The following is a 19,257-nucleotide window of genomic DNA, read 5'->3' as shown; positions in this document are numbered from 1 at the left end:
CCCGTGGCGCCCGTGGCTCCGGTATCGCCAGTCGCACCCGTGGCGCCGGTCGCACCCGTGGCGCCCGTGGCTCCGGTGTCGCCAGTTGCTCCGGTCGCGCCCGTTGCGCCAGTCGCACCTGTAGCTCCAGTCGAGCCGGTAGCGCCCGTGTCACCCGTTGCGCCGGTGGCACCTGTGGCTCCGGTGTCGCCAGTCGCACCCGTGGCGCCGGTCGCACCCGTGGCGCCCGTGGCTCCGGTATCGCCAGTCGCACCCGTGGCGCCGGTCGCACCCGTGGCGCCCGTGGCTCCGGTATCGCCAGTCGCACCCGTGGCGCCGGTCGCACCCGTGGCGCCCGTGGCTCCGGTATCGCCAGTCGCACCCGTGGCGCCAGTCGCGCCCGTGGCGCCCGTTGCGCCGGTAGCACCAGTTGCCCCGGTATCGCCGGTCGCTCCTGTAGAGCCCGTGGCTCCGGTGTCGCCAGTTGCTCCGGTCGCGCCCGTTGCGCCAGTGGCACCCGTCGCTCCGGTATCGCCGGTCGCTCCTGTAGAGCCCGTGGCTCCGGTGTCGCCAGTTGCTCCGGTCGCGCCTGTTGCGCCGGTGGCACCCGTGGCTCCGGTATCGCCGGTCGCGCCCGTGGCGCCAGTTGCGCCGGTTGCGCCGGTAGCACCAGTGGCCCCGGTATCGCCAGTCGCACCCGTCGCACCCGTGGCGCCAGTCGAACCCGTGGCGCCAGTCGCACCCGTGGCGCCGGTCGAACCCGTGGCGCCGGTCGAACCCGTGGCGCCGGTCGATCCGGTGGCGCCGGTGGAGCCCGTGGCACCAGTCGCACCCGTGGCGCCGGTCGAACCTGTGGCACCGGTCGAACCCGTGGCGCCGGTCGCACCCGTAGCACCAGTCGCACCCGTGGCCCCAGTCGAACCCGTCGCGCCAGTCGAGCCCGTGGCCCCGGTCGCACCCGTGGGGCCGGTCGCATTGGACGCGAGCATACTGGTCGATATCGAGCCAGTTTGCTCTGTGTTAAGTGTCCAGAGTCCTGCGCTAGAGCCGTTACCGAATGAGGCATTATATACGCTGATGTCAAAAGTGCCGGCTGCCGGATTTCCGGCAGAAGCGTCACCGACGTCGTAGCTACCGGTGTTCGACAGGAATACCGGGACGGCATAGTTGCCAGTCGCACCGCCTGTGGGAACTGTAAAGCTGCCCACAACAGTTTGCGTGCCGGAACTATTGGTAATTACGACGAAATATTCGCCCGCCGCCGTGCCTGCTGGCCAAGAACCATACAAATACCAGATGCCGGGGCTTGATACGGTGATAGTTGCCGCAAGCACCTCGCCATACGTCCCGATACCCGCCGCCGTCAGCGGTGGTGGCACCACTGCGCGACCTGGCTGAACTTCTAACTCCCAGCTTCCGCCGAGCGCCGCGGCGCCGATAAGGCCGGTGGCTGCTGCCACGGGCGCGCCAGTCGCTCGCGACAGTGCCTCTACGAAATCCCGCCCACGAGCGCCTTCGCCCGTATTACAACCCCACAGCAATAGATCGCCGTTCGTCCCGAGGGCATCACCGATCGCCGCGAGATCCTTAGAGTACTGGTCGATGTTCGCAACCGAGAGCGGCCCGCTGGAAAAGCTGAGCTCACCAGGGCGGCCGTGGACGACAATATGGATTGCTTCCAAACCTTCTCGGCCACGCAACGCACCCGCAATCTCCGCTGAGGCGGGCATTTCGCCGCTGAGAACCACCGGCTGGACACCCCGCCTGAGTCCGGCGACGAGCACGGCAATATCGGCGACCGAGGGATCGATGAAGACGATTTCGCAAGCGTTTTTCATCTTGCTGTCCCCCGGTCAGATTGGCTCGGGGCGTCACCTGTCCTGTTAAGCGATGCGGTTATCGTCGGATTGAAATCGCCGACCGACCATGTCCCGCCATTGCTGCCTGCAGGGCTCCACCGACCGTTGTAAACTGCGATGGTATTCGGTCCTGGGGCACTCGGACCCACGGTGTAGCGTCCAGCCGGGAGAGCTTCGGAAATCGCGAAGGTGCCGCCAAAATTCGTCGGGACGATAAACTGGCCGATAACATTCAACGTCCCGCCTTCATTCAGGACTATGAAGTATGTGCCAGCCGCCGTACCGGCAGCCCACTGTCCGAAAACAGTTAACCGTTCACCACGGCCTGTTGAGGTCAATGCCACGGAAAACACTCCCTTATAGCTCGACATACCCAGTTCTGTGAGCGGCGGCTGTGCGGTTGCGCTCCCTGACCGCATGTCCAATTCCCAATTTCCACCTAGTGCCGGCGAACCCACGCGGTCCGTCGCAGCCGCCACGGGCGCCGCGGCGGCGCGCGAGAGCGCGCCGACAAAATCCGCGCCCGCCGCGCCGGCGCCGACCTCACAGCTCCACAGGCCGAGGCCGGCATCGGGCCTAAGGGCCTGGCCGATCGCGGCAAGGTCGGCTTCGTCGTCTTCGATGGTGAGGGGTGTCCATTCCCCGCGCGAAAAGCTCACGCGGCCGGGCGCGCCGTGCGCAATGACGTGCACGGCATCGAGGCCCCGGCGGCCTTCGAGCGCGGTTGCCATCTGCCGCGCCGGCGCGCTCGCGCCGTCGAGGACGATCGCCTCCACCTGGAGCCGCAGGTTGCGCAGGATTGTGCCGGGATCGGACACCGACGGATCGAGGAATACGACTTCGCGGATGCCAGTCTCGGCGAAATCCTTCGTAGCACTTGCGAGATCTACTGCGCCTTCTTCGCTGGCGACGGGCGAACAGGCGAGGGTCGAAGCCGCAAGCTGCGTGGCCGCCGAGGCGCCTGTTGGACTGCCGACGATTGGACGCCGCACACGCCGGTGTTCTAGCGCAGCCGAGGCCTGCCTTCCGGCGACCGAGGGCCGATCAATACTGGTCAATTTACGGGTTACACTGCCCCGCCCCGCACGAGTTCTCGCCCGATACAACACGCACCCCCGATGCCGCCGGTTTGCCGGCGACACTTGCGAGGAACTCGGAACGGAAACCGTCTGCCCCAGCCGCGAGACAGACATAGACGCAGCTATAAGTGGTGCGCGGACGCACAACCACCCCCCTCATCTGCGAAGGATTCTCTACCCCAGCCCTCTCAACCCCAACCACATCGCTATATGGCTTTTCGCCATAAGACCTGTGGACATCGCGCATATTAGTAAATTAGAAAATTGTTGGTTTGTAAATGACTGGTTTCTAGTTTGTTAACAAAACTACAACCATTGGTTAACATCGAGAGCGAGGGCTGCTCTGCCCTCGCCGCTGCCCAGCCTGTCGCCTGTCAGCGAAAAATGAAGCCGGCACAACCGCTTCAAGGCGGAAGGCGGCGCATTTTAGCGAGGTCGGGCCCGCCCTGGGCGCGGCGAATTTTCGAAGGCCAAGAGGACGGATTTGGAGGCGCCAGTTGTCTCGACAGGCGCCCCTGCCATCGCATCTTGTCCGCCGCTAACCATGGTCGATAAGGTTAACAAAGAATGACACGGGACGGCACAGCATGAACCGTGAGACTAACAGGGCCGGGATGATTTCGACGCCCGTCACGACGGGGTATGCGGCAACTGACAGTCTCATCGAGCGACGGATGACAAACGGCAAGCGCCTTTGCCTCAACATGATCGTCAAGAACGAGATGGCGAACCTCGAGCGCTGTCTTGGCGCCGTCGCCGATCACATCGATTGCTGGGTCATCGGCGATACCGGGTCGACCGACGGGACGCAGGATTTCATCAGATCCTTCTTCGCTGCCCGCAACCTGCCCGGCGAGCTGCACGAGTTCCCCTTCCACAATTTCGAACAGGCGCGCAACGAGGCGCTCGACCATGCCTATGCCTCGGCGCTGCCCTACGACTACCTCCTTTTCGACGACGCCGACATGGAGCTCATCGTCGAGGATGCGGGTTTTCGCGAGCAGCTCAACGGCCCCGGCTACCGGTTGCTGCAGCGATCGGGTTCCGGCCTCGCCTATTGGAATACCCGTCTGGTGCGGCGCGACGCCGGGGCGCGCTATCACGGCGTGACCCACGAATATCTCGATGTTCCGGGAGGCGTGGAGGAATTGCGCAGCGCCTGGTACAAGGACCACGCCAGCGGATCGAACCGCGTCGACAAGTTCGAGCGCGACGCCAGACTGCTGTCGGAGGCGCTCGAGAAAGAGCCCGACAACCACCGCTACTGGTTCTACCTGGCGCAATCCTATCGCGATGCCGGGCGAATGACGGAGGCCGCCGTCGCCTATGCCAAGCGCGCCGGCATGGGCGGCTGGGACGAAGAGGCCTGGAACGCCCGCCTTCAGCAGGCGCGCTGCCAGCGCCAGCTCGGCGACGACGAGGGCTTCATCCGCCATGCGCTGGCCGCCTTCAACCAGCGGCCGCAGCGCGCCGAGCCACTCTACGACCTTGCGCGGTACTATCGCGAGAAGGGCATGAACGACGCCAGCGCGCTGTTTTGCGAAGCGGGGCTGGCGATCGCCAAGCCCGAACAGGACATATTGTTCATCGAGGATACGGTCTACACGACCGGCCTGCGGGAAGAGTATGCGATCGCCGCGAACTACGCCCGCGATCCCGTCCGCAAGGATCGCGGCTTCGCCGCTTGCAACTGGCTGGCGCTGAACCGCGAAATCGGCGACGGCCCGAGGGACCTGGCGTGGTCCAATCTCTACTACTATGTGCAGCCGGCCAAGACGACGATGCCGTCCTTCAACGCGCGCCAAGTCGACTTCACCGCGCCGGATGGCTACCGGCCTCTCAATCCATCAGTAACACGACTGGGTGGACAGATTGTAGTTTCACAGAGGACTGTGAACTACGAGATGACAGAGGACGGCCTTCGTTATGAGACGAAGAACGGCGACGCGATCCGAACCCGTAATTTTCTTCTCCGGTTGAATGATCAGCTCGATGTGCAGTCGGCCACCGAGATTCTGGCGCCTCTCGACATGCCGGAACCTGTCTACAAAGGTGTGCGGGGTTTCGAGGACCTTCGGCTGTTTGCGTGGAACGGCGAACTTTGGGGCTCTGCCTGTGTTCGCGAGTTCACGCCGGAAGCGTGGTGTGAGCAGGTTGTCGCACGGATCGACGAGAGCGGACCCTGCCGGCTCACGGACTGGCGCGTGCTTCGTCCGTCAGGGCCACGAGTGCATGAGAAAAATTGGATGCCTCGCGTTGGGCGCAACGGGGAGACCGGCGCGGAGGAACTGCAGTTCATCTATTTCTGCGATCCCACCCGCATAGTGAACGAAAACGCGGCCACGATCAGCGAAACGTCACCCGCGATTTCCGCCAAACTGTTCAGGGGCGGCAGCCAGGCCATTGAATTCGCCGGTGGATGGCTCGCCTTGATCCATGAGGTGCAGTGGAGAGCTTCCGAGAACCGGCGTTTTTACCTGCATCGATTTGTTTGGTTCGATCGGAACAACGGTTTGCGCAAGGTAAGCCGTCCGTTCTTCTTCAACAAAAAAGGCATCGAGTTCGCAGCCGGCCTGGCCTGGCATCCCGACGAGCAGCGGCTGTTGATTTCCTACAGCGTTGCCGACAGCGAATCCTGGCTCGCGACGGTCGATGCGGCGGAGGTCGACGCCTCGTTGGAGGATGTGGGTGACCTGCAATCGGGCCTGCCGGCTTCGAACCCGGCCCCGTCCCCCCGCCCGATCACCGCTCTTTCCGGCGCATCAGGACACGCCGGTTCTCAAGGAACGGCGGCTGTCCAGTCTAACGGCATTGATGGTCAGGTGACCGGCGACCGACGCGACCTGTCGACGGACGATACGCAGGACGGGTCCGGCAGCGGCAAATCGGCCGACGAGATCTTTCATGGGTTGGCGCCGTTCCTGCGCGACGTGACCTCGCAGCGGGAACGCTCCGACCGGTCGCGCGAATTCGATGCCAGGATAACGCCCCTTCTGGGAACCGACGACGCTGCACTGCCGCGGATCAACTGCTTCTATGAAGTGATGTCCGAGACGGCGGAGCACCGAACGCTGATTGCCGCCGTCACCTCGATGCGCGCCGCCGGCCACCCAGTGCGGGTGTGGAGCTACACTCCCGACAAGCTCGAGTTCCTGCTCAAGCTTGGCGTGGAAGTGCGGGGCGCGGAGGACGTGGTGCCGCGCGCGTTGTTCGAGCGGATCGTCGCCGGTTCCGAAATCCGCTACTTCAGCGACGTATTCCGCTATGCCGTGCTCTACGAGCATGGCGGGCTGTGGATGGATACTGACGTGATCCTGCTGCGGCCGTTCCCGTTCCAGGGCGACCACTTCCTGAACCTGCAATGGCGCGGCTCGCACAAAGGCCACTTCATCTGCGGCAACGTGATGTACGCCAAGCCCTACAGCAGACATATGCGGGCGCTCTACGAACAGTCGATCGAGCGCTTTTACGCAGGGCAAGGCAAGGATTTCGGCGACGTCGGCCCCAAGCTTCTATCCGACTATGTCGGCTCGGACGAAGGTGCGGAATTGCGCAGCCAGGTCTTCGGCCCGATGTTCTTCAACTCGATCGACTGGATGGAGCTCGACAGGTTTGAAAAGCCGATCGGGGAGCTGGCCGACCACCTGAACGACGAGCGCGTGTTCGGCCTGCATCTGTGGACGGCCCGCAACGCGCCAAGGCCCGACGAGACGGGCACTCCCCTCATAGCGCAACTGATCGACCCGCTGGAGGGCTTCCCGGCGTTCACGACCCTGGCCGACCGGTTCAACACCGACAAGAACCGGCACACCGGCAACCGGCATTTCTACTCGAGGATCTACGATCGCCTGCTGTCGGCCCGGCGACTATCCATGCGGCGGCTGATGGAAATCGGCCTCTGTCGCGGATTGGCGGAAGGCAATCAGAGCGAGACGCCTTCCGTCTCGCTGTGGCAGAGCTATTTTCCGTTCTGCCAGGTGATCGGCGTCGATCTGACGGATTTTTCGCGGCTCAACAACAAGATGTTCAAATCGTTCGTCTGCGACCAGTCCAAGCTGGACGATCTGCGCGGTGTCGCCGCCAAGCTCGAACCGGGCTCGCTCGACGTGATCATCGACGACGGCAGCCACGCCTCGTTCGACGAACAGCTGACGCTGCGCGAATTCTTCCCGCTGCTTGCCGAGGGCGGCTGGTATTTCCTGGAAGACCTCGACTGGCAGCCGCCCGGCGAGGACCTCGGCAAGATCACGCTGACCAAGACCCTGCTGCGGGAGATCCAACAGCGCGGCAGCGCGCGCTCGGTCGACCCGCTGGGCGTCAGCGCTCTTGCCGATCAGTTCGCGGAGATCCTGTTCTTCGACAGCCACTACGAGTTGAACCGGGCAAAGCTGATGGGCGGGCTGGTGGCTATCCGCAAGGGCGCGTCGGGCATGTCCGTCAAGCAAGGTTTTTCAGCAGCGCGCGAGTGAGCGGTACACAGTGAAGATCGCGGTCTACACCATCGCCTTGAACGAGGCCGGAAACGCCGAGCGCTGGGCCAACTCCGCGATCGACGCCGACTACCGCATCGTCGCCGACACAGGCAGCACCGACGACACGGTGGGCCGGCTGACCGCGGCCGGCGTCGCGGTGCATAGCATAGCGGTCCGCCCATGGCGTTTCGACGACGCCCGCAACGCCGCCATGGCACTCATCCCCGCCGACGTCGATGTGTGCTGCACGATGGACATGGACCGGTTTCTTGAGCCGGGTTGGAGGTCAAAGCTCGAGGCGGCATGGACCCCTGAAACGACTGCTCTCTATTGCCAGACGGTTTACAGAGCGAGTGTCGACGATCCCACGCCGTTGCGGAGTTGGCCGGCGAAGAATTTTCATCACCGCTGGGGTTATCGGTTCAAGCGACCTGTCCATGAGGCCTTGGTCTTCGCCGGAGAAAGCGAAGTCACCGCGAGCAGCGACATCGTCATGTTCGAGGTGCAGGATCTCGCCAAACCAACGAGGAGCAATTACCTGCCGCTGATGGAAGTGGCGCACAAGGAAAATCCCGACGACGCGCAGATCTGCTTCTGGCTCGGGCGGGATTTGATGTGGGCCAACCAACACGAGCGGGCGGTTCCACTGCTTGAGCGCTACCTTGCATTGCCGGCGACCAAGTGGGCGGAAGAACGCTCCGAGGCGATGCGCTATATAGCACGCATGCTGCCAGAGCAAAGATTGTCCTGGCTGGACAAGGCCCGGATGGAAGCGCCGCACCGGCGTGAAATCTGGCTCGACCTAGCCGAGGAGTTCCACGGCAAGGCCGACTGGGTAAATCTATTTTGGGCCTGCACCAATGGGATTGAGAAGACGCACCGCACTGGTAGTTATCTGGACGACTCGAATTGCTGGAGTTTCCGGTTGTTCGACCTAGGGGCAATCGCCGCCTGGCATCTTGGCGTGATGAACCTCGCCGTGGAATGGGGCCAAAAGGCGCTCGACCTCGATCCGAGCAATCAGCGGCTGAAGAACAATCTTGAATTTTTCATTCGATTGCGAGAGGAGCGACGGGCAGGAGCATGAGCGTTTCCACTCTGCGACCGGCGCGGCTTCTGACCGCGTTCAACTCTGTTTTGTACGTCGACCCGGCCTCAGGCGAACTGCGCCACGGCGCAATTGAGACCAGCCCCGCAAACTTACATTTCGAAGCGATCGATAAAGTGCCGGGCGGCTCATGGCGTGGGCGATTGGTTTGGTCAGGCAACGTCTCTCCAGAGCCAATGACGTGTGGGCCAGACCGCTGCCTGCCCTGGTCTCTCCCCCTCAGTTCTGAAACGCCTGCCGAGGCCACTGTTTTCGACCTTGTTCCGCTAGAGCGCGGGTTGCTGGCACTTAAGTCAGCAGGCTTGTTCCTGTCATCCATACCGGATGGACGGGTCCGCCTATCAGCACCGGTCTGCAGCACATGGGAGCTGTTTGTCGCCTCTGAGGACTGGTGCAACGACGGCAATATAGAAACCCTACGTGAAACGGAGGGTTTGGATTTCAGGCGCATACAAGAATACATTATTCATCCAACCATACGAGCCGTCGCGAAATCAACCTCCAGTCGATTGAAGCTGCTTATTTATGGATACACCAAGTGGTCCCATGGACGCGTCTATTACGATTTGTGCAAACAATTGCATCGTAGAGGCTTTATTGTCGATGTAATGGATTGGCAGGTTAGTAATGAACAACATATTGACCTAATATCGAGCTATTACGACTTATACTTGACCGCATTGGACGGGGTTCCATCTCTGGTCGACAGATACGGCATATCGTACGACCGAATAATAGCAATATCCCATCACGAACTAGACATAAGAATGCTCGTTGAGCAGAAGGGAATTGAGGTATTCGACAAACTGGCCGCCTACGGGGTTGTCAGCGAATACGTGTATGCGGCCTCGGCAATGCGGGGCATACCAAGGATGCCGAAGGTGGCATCTCTTGGAATCGACTATCAGAGCTTTTTCGCCCCATTGCCGGACCGCCTGGCGACAGTCGGCTACGGCTCATCGATGTCTGTCAAAACCTACGGTGTAGAATGGAAGCGGGGCGAGTTGGCCGAGGCGGCTGCCCGCGAGGCAGGGCTTGCGTTCAAGATAGCAGGCTCGACTGGAAACCAAACTTCGTTTCACGACATGCCGCAATTCTATAGAACGATCGACGCTCTTTTGACGAGTTCAGTCAGCGAAGCCGCGCAACTGCCGGTGATGGAAGCGGCGGCGGCTGGGAGATTGGTGATAGGAACCCCGGTTGGACATTTTCCCCTAAGAGCCTATCAGGGAGGTGGCATTCTCGCACCGATCGAAGCCGACAAATTCAAGGCATTCGCCGCAAAAACCCTTAGTCACTACAGGGACAACCCTAGCGAATTCGCCGAAAAGTGCGCATCCATCCAAGAAGCGGCGCGAACGTTCGATTGGACGTTCGCAATCAACGATTGGGTCGAACTCATAGAAAGCGCCGGTCAAAGCGCCCGGATTCATCGCGGCACACAACCCGCAACCACTCCTGCGACCGCTAGAATCATCCGAAAAGCCGTAGTGTGCGACGTGGAGTGGCTTAGCTCGTACCTAACAAATGAGCATTACTATCTCATCAAGCTCCTCGGTGAGGAGCACGGTTTTGATGTACTCGACTCTTCGAAAATGAACTTTGAAGAAGAGCGAACAATATCGTTATTGAATTCATATGGCGCATTGCTTATTGCCTACCAAAGAGGGGCTCGAATACCAATTGACCGCCTTACTCCATATAAGATATTTCGAATAGATGAATTGGTCAGCTATAGCGACGTTCATGACAAGCTTGTTTCATCATACATTTCGGGATGCGATACTATCATAACCCCGTATTCTTATGATTTTGATAAATACTATACTCATAGAGACGTCGTATTGATCCCATATTCATCGTCTCTGGAAGGATGTCTGGGATACGATGATATTAAATTCAATGCGGACCCATTGGTTAAGGTTTTGGTGTCTGGAAGCGTCGCCTGGGACCGGCCATTCAGGCAGTACACTGCCGGTCTCAGCAATGAAACAATAGCCGTGTTAGACCATCCCGGTTATGGCAACCGCTATACTGATGACAGCACCGCTATTGTCAGAACCGCCTATTTTCGGGAGCTTTCCAAGTATATATCCTGCTTCTGCGATGGCCATACAGCAAACGGTGACGTAATTCGCAAATGCGTTCTTCTCAAGAATTTCGAAATAGCGTCTGTTGGATCCCTGCTGCTCGCCGATCGTGTCATTGAGAAAGAGTTGAACGATCTGGGTTTTGTAGATTATAAAAACTGCATTTTTTGCGGCCGGGACGATTTCTTAGAAAAAACGAAATGGATCACAAGTGAGGATAATCGGCGGGAGGTCGACAGGATAAGACGTGCCGGAATGGACCTGGCAAGAGGGAAGCATTTAACTCGACATCGAGCTGAGCAAATAGCCGAACTTGTCACAAATAGACTGCAAGGAAGGTCTGTAAACAGAACCAAGGGGTTGACGGAATTTAACGACTCCAAGCCGACTGTGCGAAGCTTCGATCTATTCGACACGCTGGTAGCGCGTAGATGCGTTGAGCCTCGAGAGGTTTTCCGGATTGTCGAGATGCGCGCCAAGCGCATTGGGTTTGCCGAAGCACGAATGAGGGCTGAAGCCGAAATATGCGGCTCTACCTACACGCTTCAGGATATTTACGACCAACTATCAACGAGCCACGGCGTCGCCAAAGATTCTGCAGAACTTCTGATGAATGTGGAACTGGCCGTCGAGGAGGAAATGCTGTTTCCAATTGCGGAGACATGCTCCTCATTTGCCCAAGGTGACGTCATCGTGTCCGATATGTACTTACCAGAAGATTTCTTGATGCGAATCATCTCGCAGCAGTGCCGTCTAAACCCAAGTAAACTGTTTCTTTCCTCGCACGGAAAACGGTCCGGCGACATCTGGGCGACGATCAATGAAGAGGTGCATCTCGCAGAACACATTGGCGACAACGAGGTTAGCGACGTGGCCTCTGCCCAGGCGTCAGGAATTGCGGCGCGGCTGTTCACCGGCGCGAAACAGACACCGGCCGAAAGTGACCTAAGTGACTCCGGGTACGGATGGTTAGCCAATCTTGTTAGGGAAGCCAGGCTTAGGTCATGGAATCCCGATGGAGAGTTGCGTCTGTTGCAGCTGTACCAGATCGACTTGAATTTCCCGGTTATCTTGCTGGCGACTCTGAGCCTTCTGCATCTTTCAAGGGAAAGGGGCTGGCGTCGGATTCTTTTTAGCGGCCGTGACTGCTACCTCTGGCATCAACTGTATCAGGAGCTTCTGCCAGAACTTTCCAACCCGCCCAGCTCGGCATATTTCTACACTAGTCGAATTGCTCGGGTGTCGCCGTCGCGCTCTTATTTGAAATACTTCAGAGAGGCGTGCGGAGGAGACCCGGCTGTAGTTGCCGACGTTTGTGGAACTGGATGGTCTCTGGATAGACTGCTTGATCATACGGGTTTTTTGACGGTGGATTCTTTCCTTATTCATCACATAGATACCGCCTCATGGAGGGAAGAGTATGAAAGCTTTGCGCCGGTGAGAAGGAGGTCGAATGTTATGTCGCTCGTTCGGCGCGCGGTGCACAGCGACGAGGCGGAGGTGATGGAGGAACTCAATCGCGCACCGCATCCTCAGGTTGAGGACGTGACCGAGATCGACGGTAGATTTGAGCCTGTGTTCACCGCAAGCGATAGGGAAGGAGGAGTGGCCCGGGATGATGTCCTCGCGGTGCACCATGGAGCCTTTCGCTCGGCGGTCGCATTGCTAAAAGGCGCTGGCGTCGGTGAAATGCACGTCGGTGACCATCGCTTGATGGTGGAAAGAATCTATCGGAGATTTGAAGGGCAACTCGCTTCCGTAGGGCACTTTCTAGCGCAAAAGCGGCAGGAACAGGCTCGGTTTTGGAACGTGGTGAAGCATGTCAATTGAAACCTGACGGGCCTGGTTGTCTGAATGAAGCGCCGGTACCTCCTGCAGGCAACGCTTGGCCTGGCTGCCTTGAGCCCAACCTTTGCGGCCCACGCGCGTTGGTTATCTTTGGCCACCGGGCACACCTGCATGCCAAAGCGCATCTCGTCGACCACTCCGCCTCCATCCCTCCTCACCGCCCCGATCGAACTCGCCGGCGATTGGGGTCACATGCTTCCTCGCTCCGCCGACCTCGTCCTCGAGCGCATGCGCCATGCATGCCTGGACGGTGTCCGCCTCGTTTCCGATCGCCAACCAACAAAGCTCCGCGTCGAGGAGCATACGTCGGGCACGCCCGCCATCTGGCTGCACCCGGACGGCAGCAGCATGGCCTGGATCATCGTCGACATCGGCGAGCGGGACTGGTCGAAGCTTGCCTATCAGTTCGGTCATGAACTAGGCCATGTGACAGCCAATAGCTGGCAGGCAGACGCCAAGCCGGCGCCTCCCTGCCAATGGTTCGAGGAGGCAATGGTGGAGGCCTTCTCACTGCGTGGGCTGGGGCTTTTGGCAAAAAGCTGGATGGCGGACCCGCCCTTTCCCGGAGACAACGCTTTCGGCGACGCCATTGCCGGGTATCGCGAGAACATCATCAAGGGCTATCGCGCGCTCGCCGACAGCCAAGGGCTCACCCGCGATGCTTCATCGTGGTTCGCGAAACATCGAAGCGAAATCGAGATCCCCGGCCTCAATCCTTTCGCGCAAGCCATGTCCCTGACCATTCTCGCGCAGTACGAGCAGGCTCCGGAGAGCGTCGAGGCGCTTGGCGCGCTCAACCGCTGGCCCGAGCGCACGGCTTTGTCAGCCAGCCAATATCTCGGGCGCTGGAAGGAGAGCTGCGCCGAGTTGCGCGCCTCGCCGCACCTTCCAAACCGCTTGAGCGAGCTGCTGGGGATTCCGGCGCGCTAGCAATTTCAGGAAAAGTGTGAGCGGTTTTCCGTCAAGAAATTGCGACAAATCAAAGAGACAGAGCGGTTCGCCGTTTCGGTGAAACGTGCAACGCGCTAGACTCCGTCGGGAAACGTCCTGCGGCCAGAGGCTTCGGCTATTCGGCCGCAACCCGCTGACCGCGGGCACGGCTCAACAGCGCGTATCCCGCTTCCTCGACCGCCTGCGCGGCGCGTTTGCGGATCGCTTCGGACACAAGCACGCCGTCGGCGAAATCCTTGTCCGTCGCATAAACTCCCGTCGGCAAGGCAAGCGCCTCGAAGAATCCGAACAGCGGCCGAAGCTGATGCTCGACGATCAGCGCGTGCCGCTCGCCGCCGCCGGTGGCAAGCAACAGCACCGGCTTGCCTCTCAGCGCCGTCGGATCGAGCAGGTCGAAGAAGTGCTTGAACAGGCCCGTGTAGCTGCCCTTGTAGGTCGGTGATCCGACCACCAGCACATGGGCGTTGACGACCTTGTCGAGGACGTCGCGGCCCTGCTGATCGAGATCGCGCGCCCATTTGGCGCTGCCGAGCGAGGCCCCGACATCCTCGATGTCATAGGTGCTCGCCGACAGATTGTTGCGGACCGCGATATCCCTGACGACATGCTCGACGAAGCCGCGCGTCTTCGACGGCCGGGTGAAATTTCCGGAGAAACCGACGACAGTTGGATTGTGCATGCTGTGGCACTTTCTCGGTAGGTCGACGCCAAACGTCCAATGTCTATAATTTTTATAGACTCCGGCCCGCCTTAGAAGGAACCGTCGACCCTTGGAGGGCTCGCCGCCGAACAATTTTTCCATGGATCGAACAGATTATGGATACCGACGGCGAGACGCATAAGCAGCGTGCCGATCAACAGGGGCGCCAAGACATCGGGCGCCATCCTCGATCGTCTCTTCAGCCCTGCGGATGAACTTGCGGCAGGGCGGCGTCGAGCGACCGCTCGAACGCATCGACCAGCACGTCGATCTGCGCCTCGGTGATGATCAGCGGCGGACAGAAGGCGATCGCGTCGCCCATGTTGCGCGAGATCACGCCGTTCTGCTGCAGGAAGCCGTTGACCAGCGCGCCGAGCGCCGCCGGCTTGCCCCAGGACGCCTTGGTCGCCTTGTCAGCGACGAGCTCGACCGCGGCGATGAGGCCGACGCCGCGCACCTCGCCCACCAGCGGATGCGAGGCGAGCTTGCGCAGCCTTGCCTGCAGATGCGCGCCGACCTTGCGCGCATTGCCGACGAGGTCGCGCTCCTCGATCAGCTTGATGTTTTCCAGCGCGACGGCTGCGGCGACCGGATGACCGCCGCCGGTGAAGCCGTGGCCGAAAGTGCCGATGCGGTTGCTCTCGTCGGCGATCGGCTCGAACACCTTGTCGTTGATGAGCAGCGCCGAGATCGGCAGATAGGAGGACGAGATCTGCTTCGACAGCACCATGATGTCTGGCTTGATGCCAAACGTCTGCGAGCCGAACATCTCGCCAGTCCTGCCAAAACCGCAAATCACCTCGTCGGCCACCAGCAGGATGCCATATTTCGACAGCACCGCCTGGATCTTTTCCCAATAACCGGCGGGCGGCACGACGACACCGCCGGCGCCCATGATCGGCTCGCCGATGAAGGCGGCAATCGTTTCGGGCCCCTCGGCAAGGATGAGCTTTTCCAGCTCGTCTGCGAGCCTGGCGGAGAACTGCTCCTCGCTCTCGCCGGGCTGGGCGTCGCGCCAGTGATGCGGCGTCGACGTGTGCAGGATATTGGCGATCGGCAGGTCGAAGGAGAGATGGTTGTTGGGCAGGCCGGTCAGGCTCGCCGACGCGATGGTGACGCCATGATAGCCGCGCTTGCGGCTGATGATCTTCTTGCGCGCCGGCTGTCCAAGCGCATTCGAGCGATACCAGATCATCTTGATCGCGGTATCGTTGGCCTCGGAGCCGGAATTGGTGAAATAGGCCTTGCTCATCGGCACCGGCGCCATCTGCACCAGCTTCTCGGCCAGGTCGATCAGCGGCGAATGCGCCTTCGAGCCGAAGTCGTGATAGAAAGGCAGCTTCGACATCTGCCGCGTTGCCGCTTCGACCAGCCGCTTTTCCGAGAAGCCGACGGCAACGCTCCACAAACCCGCCATCGCCTCGATGTAACGATTGCCGGCAATGTCCTCGACATAGACGCCGTCGCCCTTTTCGATGACCAGCGGACCAGTTTCCTGGTGCTTGCGGGCATTCGTGTAGCCGTGCATGTGGTAGCGGATATCGCGGGCTTCGGGGGAATTCGGTCGGGCGTCCATCATGGCGGGGTCCTGTCTTGGGGGTCCAAAGCGGAATAGAACGAGCTTCCTCGTCGAGAAATCCGAAAATTCCGCGTTGCATTGTCGCGGCTGATGCCTCATCGCGAAGGCTGATCGCAAGAGCCGCGAAGCCGGGATCGATAGCGCCAACAAGCCGCGACCGTCGCGGAACTGATGGTGCAGCAGGGTTGGAGCATGGAACAAGTCGATTGCATCATCGCGGGCGCAGGCGTGATTGGTCTGGCGATTGCGCGCGCGTTGGCTGCGCAAGGTCTTGAAACGCTGGTCCTCGAAGCGGCGGATGCCATCGGCACTGAGACGAGCTCGCGCAATTCGGAAGTCATCCATGCCGGGATCTACTATCCGCAAGGGTCGCTGAAGGCCCGGCTCTGCGTCGCTGGCCGCGACATGCTGTACCGGTACTGTGCGGAACGCGCGATCCCGCATCGCCGCGCAGGCAAGCTGATCGTCGCGACCGACGAGGCCCAAGACCCCGTGCTTGCCACGATCCAGGCCGGCGCCGCTGCCTGCGGCGTCGACGACTTACGCTTCGTCTCCGCCGCCGAAGCCCAAGCCCTGGAGCCGGCGCTTCACTGCACCAAGGCGCTGCTTTCGCCTTCCACTGGCATCATCGACAGCCACGCGCTCATGCTTGGCCTGCTCGGCGACGCCGAGGACAACGGCGCGACGCTGTCGCTCAACACCCGCATCGTCTCAGGCCGCGTCGAGCCAAACAGGATCGTGGTGCGGACGATGGACGCGGCGAGCGGCGAGCAGTTCGAGATCGCCGCGCCGCGCCTTATCAACGCGGCCGGCCTGGGCGCCGTCGCCTTGGCAGGTTCGCTCGAAGGGTTTGGCCGGCAATTTGTGCCGACGCTTCGGTACGCCAAGGGCAATTATTTCTCGGTTGCCGGGCGCGCGCCCTTTTCACATCTTGTCTATCCCGTGCCTGAGCCGGGCGGGCTCGGCGTCCATCTTACTCTCGATCTTGCAGGCGCCGCACGCTTCGGACCCGACGTCGAATGGACGGACACGCTCGACTACCGCGTCGATCCGGCGCGCGGCGAGCGCTTTTATGCCGCGATCCGCAAATATTGGCCTGATCTGCCCGATGGCAGCCTACAGGCGGCCTATAGCGGCATCCGGCCGAAGCTCTCCGGCCCAGGCGAGGCCAACAGCGATTTCGTCATCCAGGATGCCGCAACGCATGGCATCGACGGCCTCGTCAACTTGTTCGGCATCGAAAGCCCCGGCCTGACTGCCAGCCTGGCGATTGCAGAACACGTGATGTGCATCCTCGCGCCCAAGACGGGCTGACGGCGCCGCGGCGCCAAGACGCGGCGCGCTGGCGCTCAATTCTGGCGTCCACGTCCAACGAGGTGGTATCCGAAAGGACTCGCCGCGGCGGATCGTACCGAATGTTCTGGATTGCAGTGGAAGGCATGGCCGGCATCCTGTTCCCAACCTAACCCTTCACGCGTCTCCAGATTCCGCAGGCCGGGAGTGGCCTTGCACACATGCTCCGATCGCCTATCTGAGCCGCATGTCATCAGCCAAACGCCCGACCAAGGAGAGCGCCCGCCAGGGCGACCTCTTTGGTGCGCCCGGACGCGCGCTGCCTGCAAGCCTGCCCGAAGGATTCTCCTACCAGCCGGAACTGATCACCCGCGACGAAGAGCACGAACTGGTCAGCCACATCCAGGGCCTGCCTTTCAAGCCGTTCGACTTTCACGGCTACCTTGCTAACAGGCAGGTCGTCGGCTTCGGCCTGCGCTATGACTATGAGCGCCGCCAGGTGCTCGAAGCGCCGCCCATTCCGGATTTCCTGCTGCCGCTGCGCGCCAAGGTCGCCGAATTCGCGGGCGTCGCGGCGAGCGAATTCGCACAGCTGCTGATCAACGAATATCGCCCGGGCGCCGGCATAGGCTGGCATCGGGACAAGTCGCATTTCGAGCTGGTCGCCGGCGTTTCCCTGCTGGCGCCCTGCAGCTTCCGGCTGCGCCGCAAGAGCGGCACGGCATGGGACCGCGAGACGATAAACGTCGAGCCCAGGTCGGTCTATTTCATGGCGGGACCGGCGCGAAATGAGTGGGAACACTCCATCCCGCCTGTCGAACAACACCGCTACTCCGTCACCTTCCGGACAATGCGCGTCGGCTGAAGGGCCGGGCGTCCAGGTGATCCGCTATCGCGCCAAAAAAGAGCTAGGGCGGCCCACCGATTCCTGAAACGATGAACCCCTTCGGCCCTTATTTCTTGATCGGAAACGTCAGTTCACGTTGGGAAGTGTCGACGACGAAGACTGCCAGCAGCTTTGCCGGTTTCGTCTTGCTGGCATTTTCGCTGACGCCGTGGCGGTCGCCGGGCATTTCCGAAAAGCTCTCGCCAGCCTTGGAGACTGTAACGGGACCGTCATTGACCTGGCTGCGGATCTCGCCTTCCAGCACAGTGGCGTAGATGAAGGCGGACTGGGGGTGCGTGTGGCCCTCGGAGAAGCCGCCGGCTGCATATTCGACGAGAACGCCTTTCATGCTTTTGCCGGGCACATTCGGCAGCTCATGGTCGTAGACGAGGGTGACCTTTGCGCCTTTACCGCCGCCGGTGGTGTCGTCGGCGAAAGCCGAAGCGGGCAGAAACGCCGCGAGAATTGCGGCGGCGGCGAGTGACTTGATCATTTCGATTTTCCTTTCACGGGTTGAATGCCGCCGGATCAACGGCGGCGGGGCGCGCCATTTTTTCGGCTGGGCAGCGAACCATTGATCGAAGCCGACGCGGCCGATGCGGGGGTGGTCGTCGGAAACGAGCGAACCGTCTTGCAGTCTGGTTCCGAAGTACCGCGCCTCCGGATCGGCTAAGACGGTGCGCGTGTCGCCGATCGCCTTGAGGTAGCGGGCGACGAAATCACACAGCCGCAGGCGCTCCGGACCGGAGATCTCGACGATGCCGTTGACCGGCGCGGCAAGGGCGGCGTCCGTCACGAAGTCAGCGACGTCGTCGGAAGCGATCGGCTGAAGATAGCCCGTCGAAAGGCGCGTCGTATCGCCGACCGTGCCTTCCTTGGCGATGCCGCCTAGAAATTCGAAGAACTGGGTGGAGCGCACGATCGTATAGGGAGTGCCGCCTTCCCGGATGATCTTTTCCTGAGCGACCTTGGCGCGAAGATAGCCGCTGTCCGGCAATCGGTCCGTCCCGATGATGGACAGCGCGACGTGGTGCTTGGTGCCGGCAGCCCTCTCCGCGGCGATCAAGTTCCGCCCCGACGTCTGGAAGAATTCGAGCACGGCCTTGTCCTCGAAGGAAGGGGAATTTGCCAGGTCGATGACCACCTCGGCCCCCATCAACACAGCTGCCAGCCCCTCGCCGGTGATTGTGTTGACGCCGGTGTTGGGGGAGGCCGCAATCACCTCATGACCGTGCTTGCGGAGGCGTTCTGCGGTTTTGGAACCGATCAGGCCGGTTCCCCCGATGATGACGATTTTCATGTGATGTCTCCCTTTGCGCCACTCTTGCGGCACGCTCCTTGTTCGATGGTTCGTCGGGGCGAGCGGCCTGATCAGTCGATCATAAACCGCCTTCCCTTTATCAAGGATATCAA

The 19,257-nt window shown here is 61.0% G+C and carries 11 protein-coding genes and 1 pseudogene; 6 read left to right on the top strand and 6 right to left on the bottom strand.

All coding sequences use genetic code 11. The features are described from left to right. Together CK230_RS23745 and CK230_RS23740 are read right to left on the bottom strand one after the other, a co-directional pair. Positions 1 to 1,817: DUF4347 domain-containing protein (locus CK230_RS23745; protein ID WP_141246080.1), on the bottom strand; the 1,817-nt coding region annotated here is incomplete at its 3' end. Beyond that, a complete protein-coding gene (locus CK230_RS23740) occupies positions 1,814 to 2,896 on the bottom strand; it encodes a DUF4347 domain-containing protein (protein ID WP_176480186.1) in 1,083 nt (360 codons plus the stop codon). The genes CK230_RS23740 and CK230_RS23745, both read right to left, overlap by 4 nt. Positions 2,897 to 3,591: 695 nt before the next feature. Between CK230_RS23740 and CK230_RS23735 the strand changes: the two genes are divergently transcribed. The 4 genes from CK230_RS23735 to CK230_RS23720 all read left to right on the top strand — a co-directional run bounded on the left by CK230_RS23735 (position 3,592) and on the right by CK230_RS23720 (position 13,365). Next, positions 3,592 to 7,386 carry a glycosyltransferase gene (locus tag CK230_RS23735; RefSeq protein WP_095819553.1) on the top strand — a complete coding sequence of 1,265 codons (3,795 nt, stop codon included), beginning with the start codon at positions 3,592 to 3,594 and terminating at the stop codon, positions 7,384 to 7,386. Between the two features lie 10 nt (positions 7,387 to 7,396). Further along, the gene (locus CK230_RS23730) at positions 7,397 to 8,476 is read left to right on the top strand and encodes a glycosyltransferase (RefSeq protein WP_095819552.1); all 1,080 of its coding nucleotides are present in this window, start codon (positions 7,397 to 7,399) and stop codon (positions 8,474 to 8,476) included. Further along, positions 8,473 to 12,417, top strand: coding sequence for a glycosyltransferase (locus CK230_RS23725; RefSeq protein ID WP_141246079.1), 3,945 nt, complete (start codon positions 8,473 to 8,475; stop codon positions 12,415 to 12,417). The genes CK230_RS23730 and CK230_RS23725 overlap by 4 nt, the downstream gene beginning before the upstream one ends. Before the next feature lie 129 nt (positions 12,418 to 12,546). Further along, positions 12,547 to 13,365, top strand: coding sequence for a hypothetical protein (locus CK230_RS23720; RefSeq protein ID WP_095819550.1), 819 nt, complete (start codon positions 12,547 to 12,549; stop codon positions 13,363 to 13,365). A 136-nt stretch (positions 13,366 to 13,501) separates the two neighbouring features. Here CK230_RS23720 and msuE read toward each other — a convergent pair whose 3' ends face one another. After that, on the bottom strand, positions 13,502 to 14,065 hold the full coding sequence (msuE, locus tag CK230_RS23715) for an FMN reductase (protein WP_095819549.1): 564 nt from the start codon (positions 14,063 to 14,065) through the stop codon (positions 13,502 to 13,504). A gap of 220 nt (positions 14,066 to 14,285) precedes the next feature. Continuing rightward, a complete protein-coding gene (locus CK230_RS23710; protein WP_095819579.1) occupies positions 14,286 to 15,662 on the bottom strand; it encodes an aspartate aminotransferase family protein in 1,377 nt (458 codons plus the stop codon). Between the two features lie 195 nt (positions 15,663 to 15,857). Here CK230_RS23710 and CK230_RS23705 point away from each other — a divergent pair, with 195 nt between their 5' ends. Beyond that, positions 15,858 to 16,979: an NAD(P)/FAD-dependent oxidoreductase gene (locus tag CK230_RS23705; RefSeq protein WP_095819578.1), complete on the top strand. Its 1,122-nt coding sequence runs from the start codon at positions 15,858 to 15,860 to the stop codon at positions 16,977 to 16,979. Between the two features lie 226 nt (positions 16,980 to 17,205). After that, a complete protein-coding gene (locus CK230_RS23700) occupies positions 17,206 to 17,823 on the top strand; it encodes an alpha-ketoglutarate-dependent dioxygenase AlkB (protein WP_095819548.1) in 618 nt (205 codons plus the stop codon). Positions 17,824 to 17,911: 88 nt separating this feature from the next. Here CK230_RS23700 and CK230_RS33665 read toward each other — a convergent pair whose 3' ends face one another. Continuing rightward, positions 17,912 to 18,193: a cupin domain-containing protein gene (locus tag CK230_RS33665; RefSeq protein ID WP_245430039.1), complete on the bottom strand. Its 282-nt coding sequence runs from the start codon at positions 18,191 to 18,193 to the stop codon at positions 17,912 to 17,914. A gap of 201 nt (positions 18,194 to 18,394) precedes the next feature. Next, a pseudogene (locus CK230_RS33660) lies at positions 18,395 to 19,144 on the bottom strand (SDR family oxidoreductase); the annotation flags it as partial. Positions 19,145 to 19,257: the final 113 nt, after the last annotated feature.

The sequence above is a fragment of the Mesorhizobium sp. WSM3859 genome (genome assembly GCF_002295065.1).
GTDB lineage: Bacteria > Pseudomonadota > Alphaproteobacteria > Rhizobiales > Rhizobiaceae > Mesorhizobium.
Note: the sequence above shows the minus strand (reverse complement) of the source record. Positions and strands in the feature narration are given on the sequence as shown.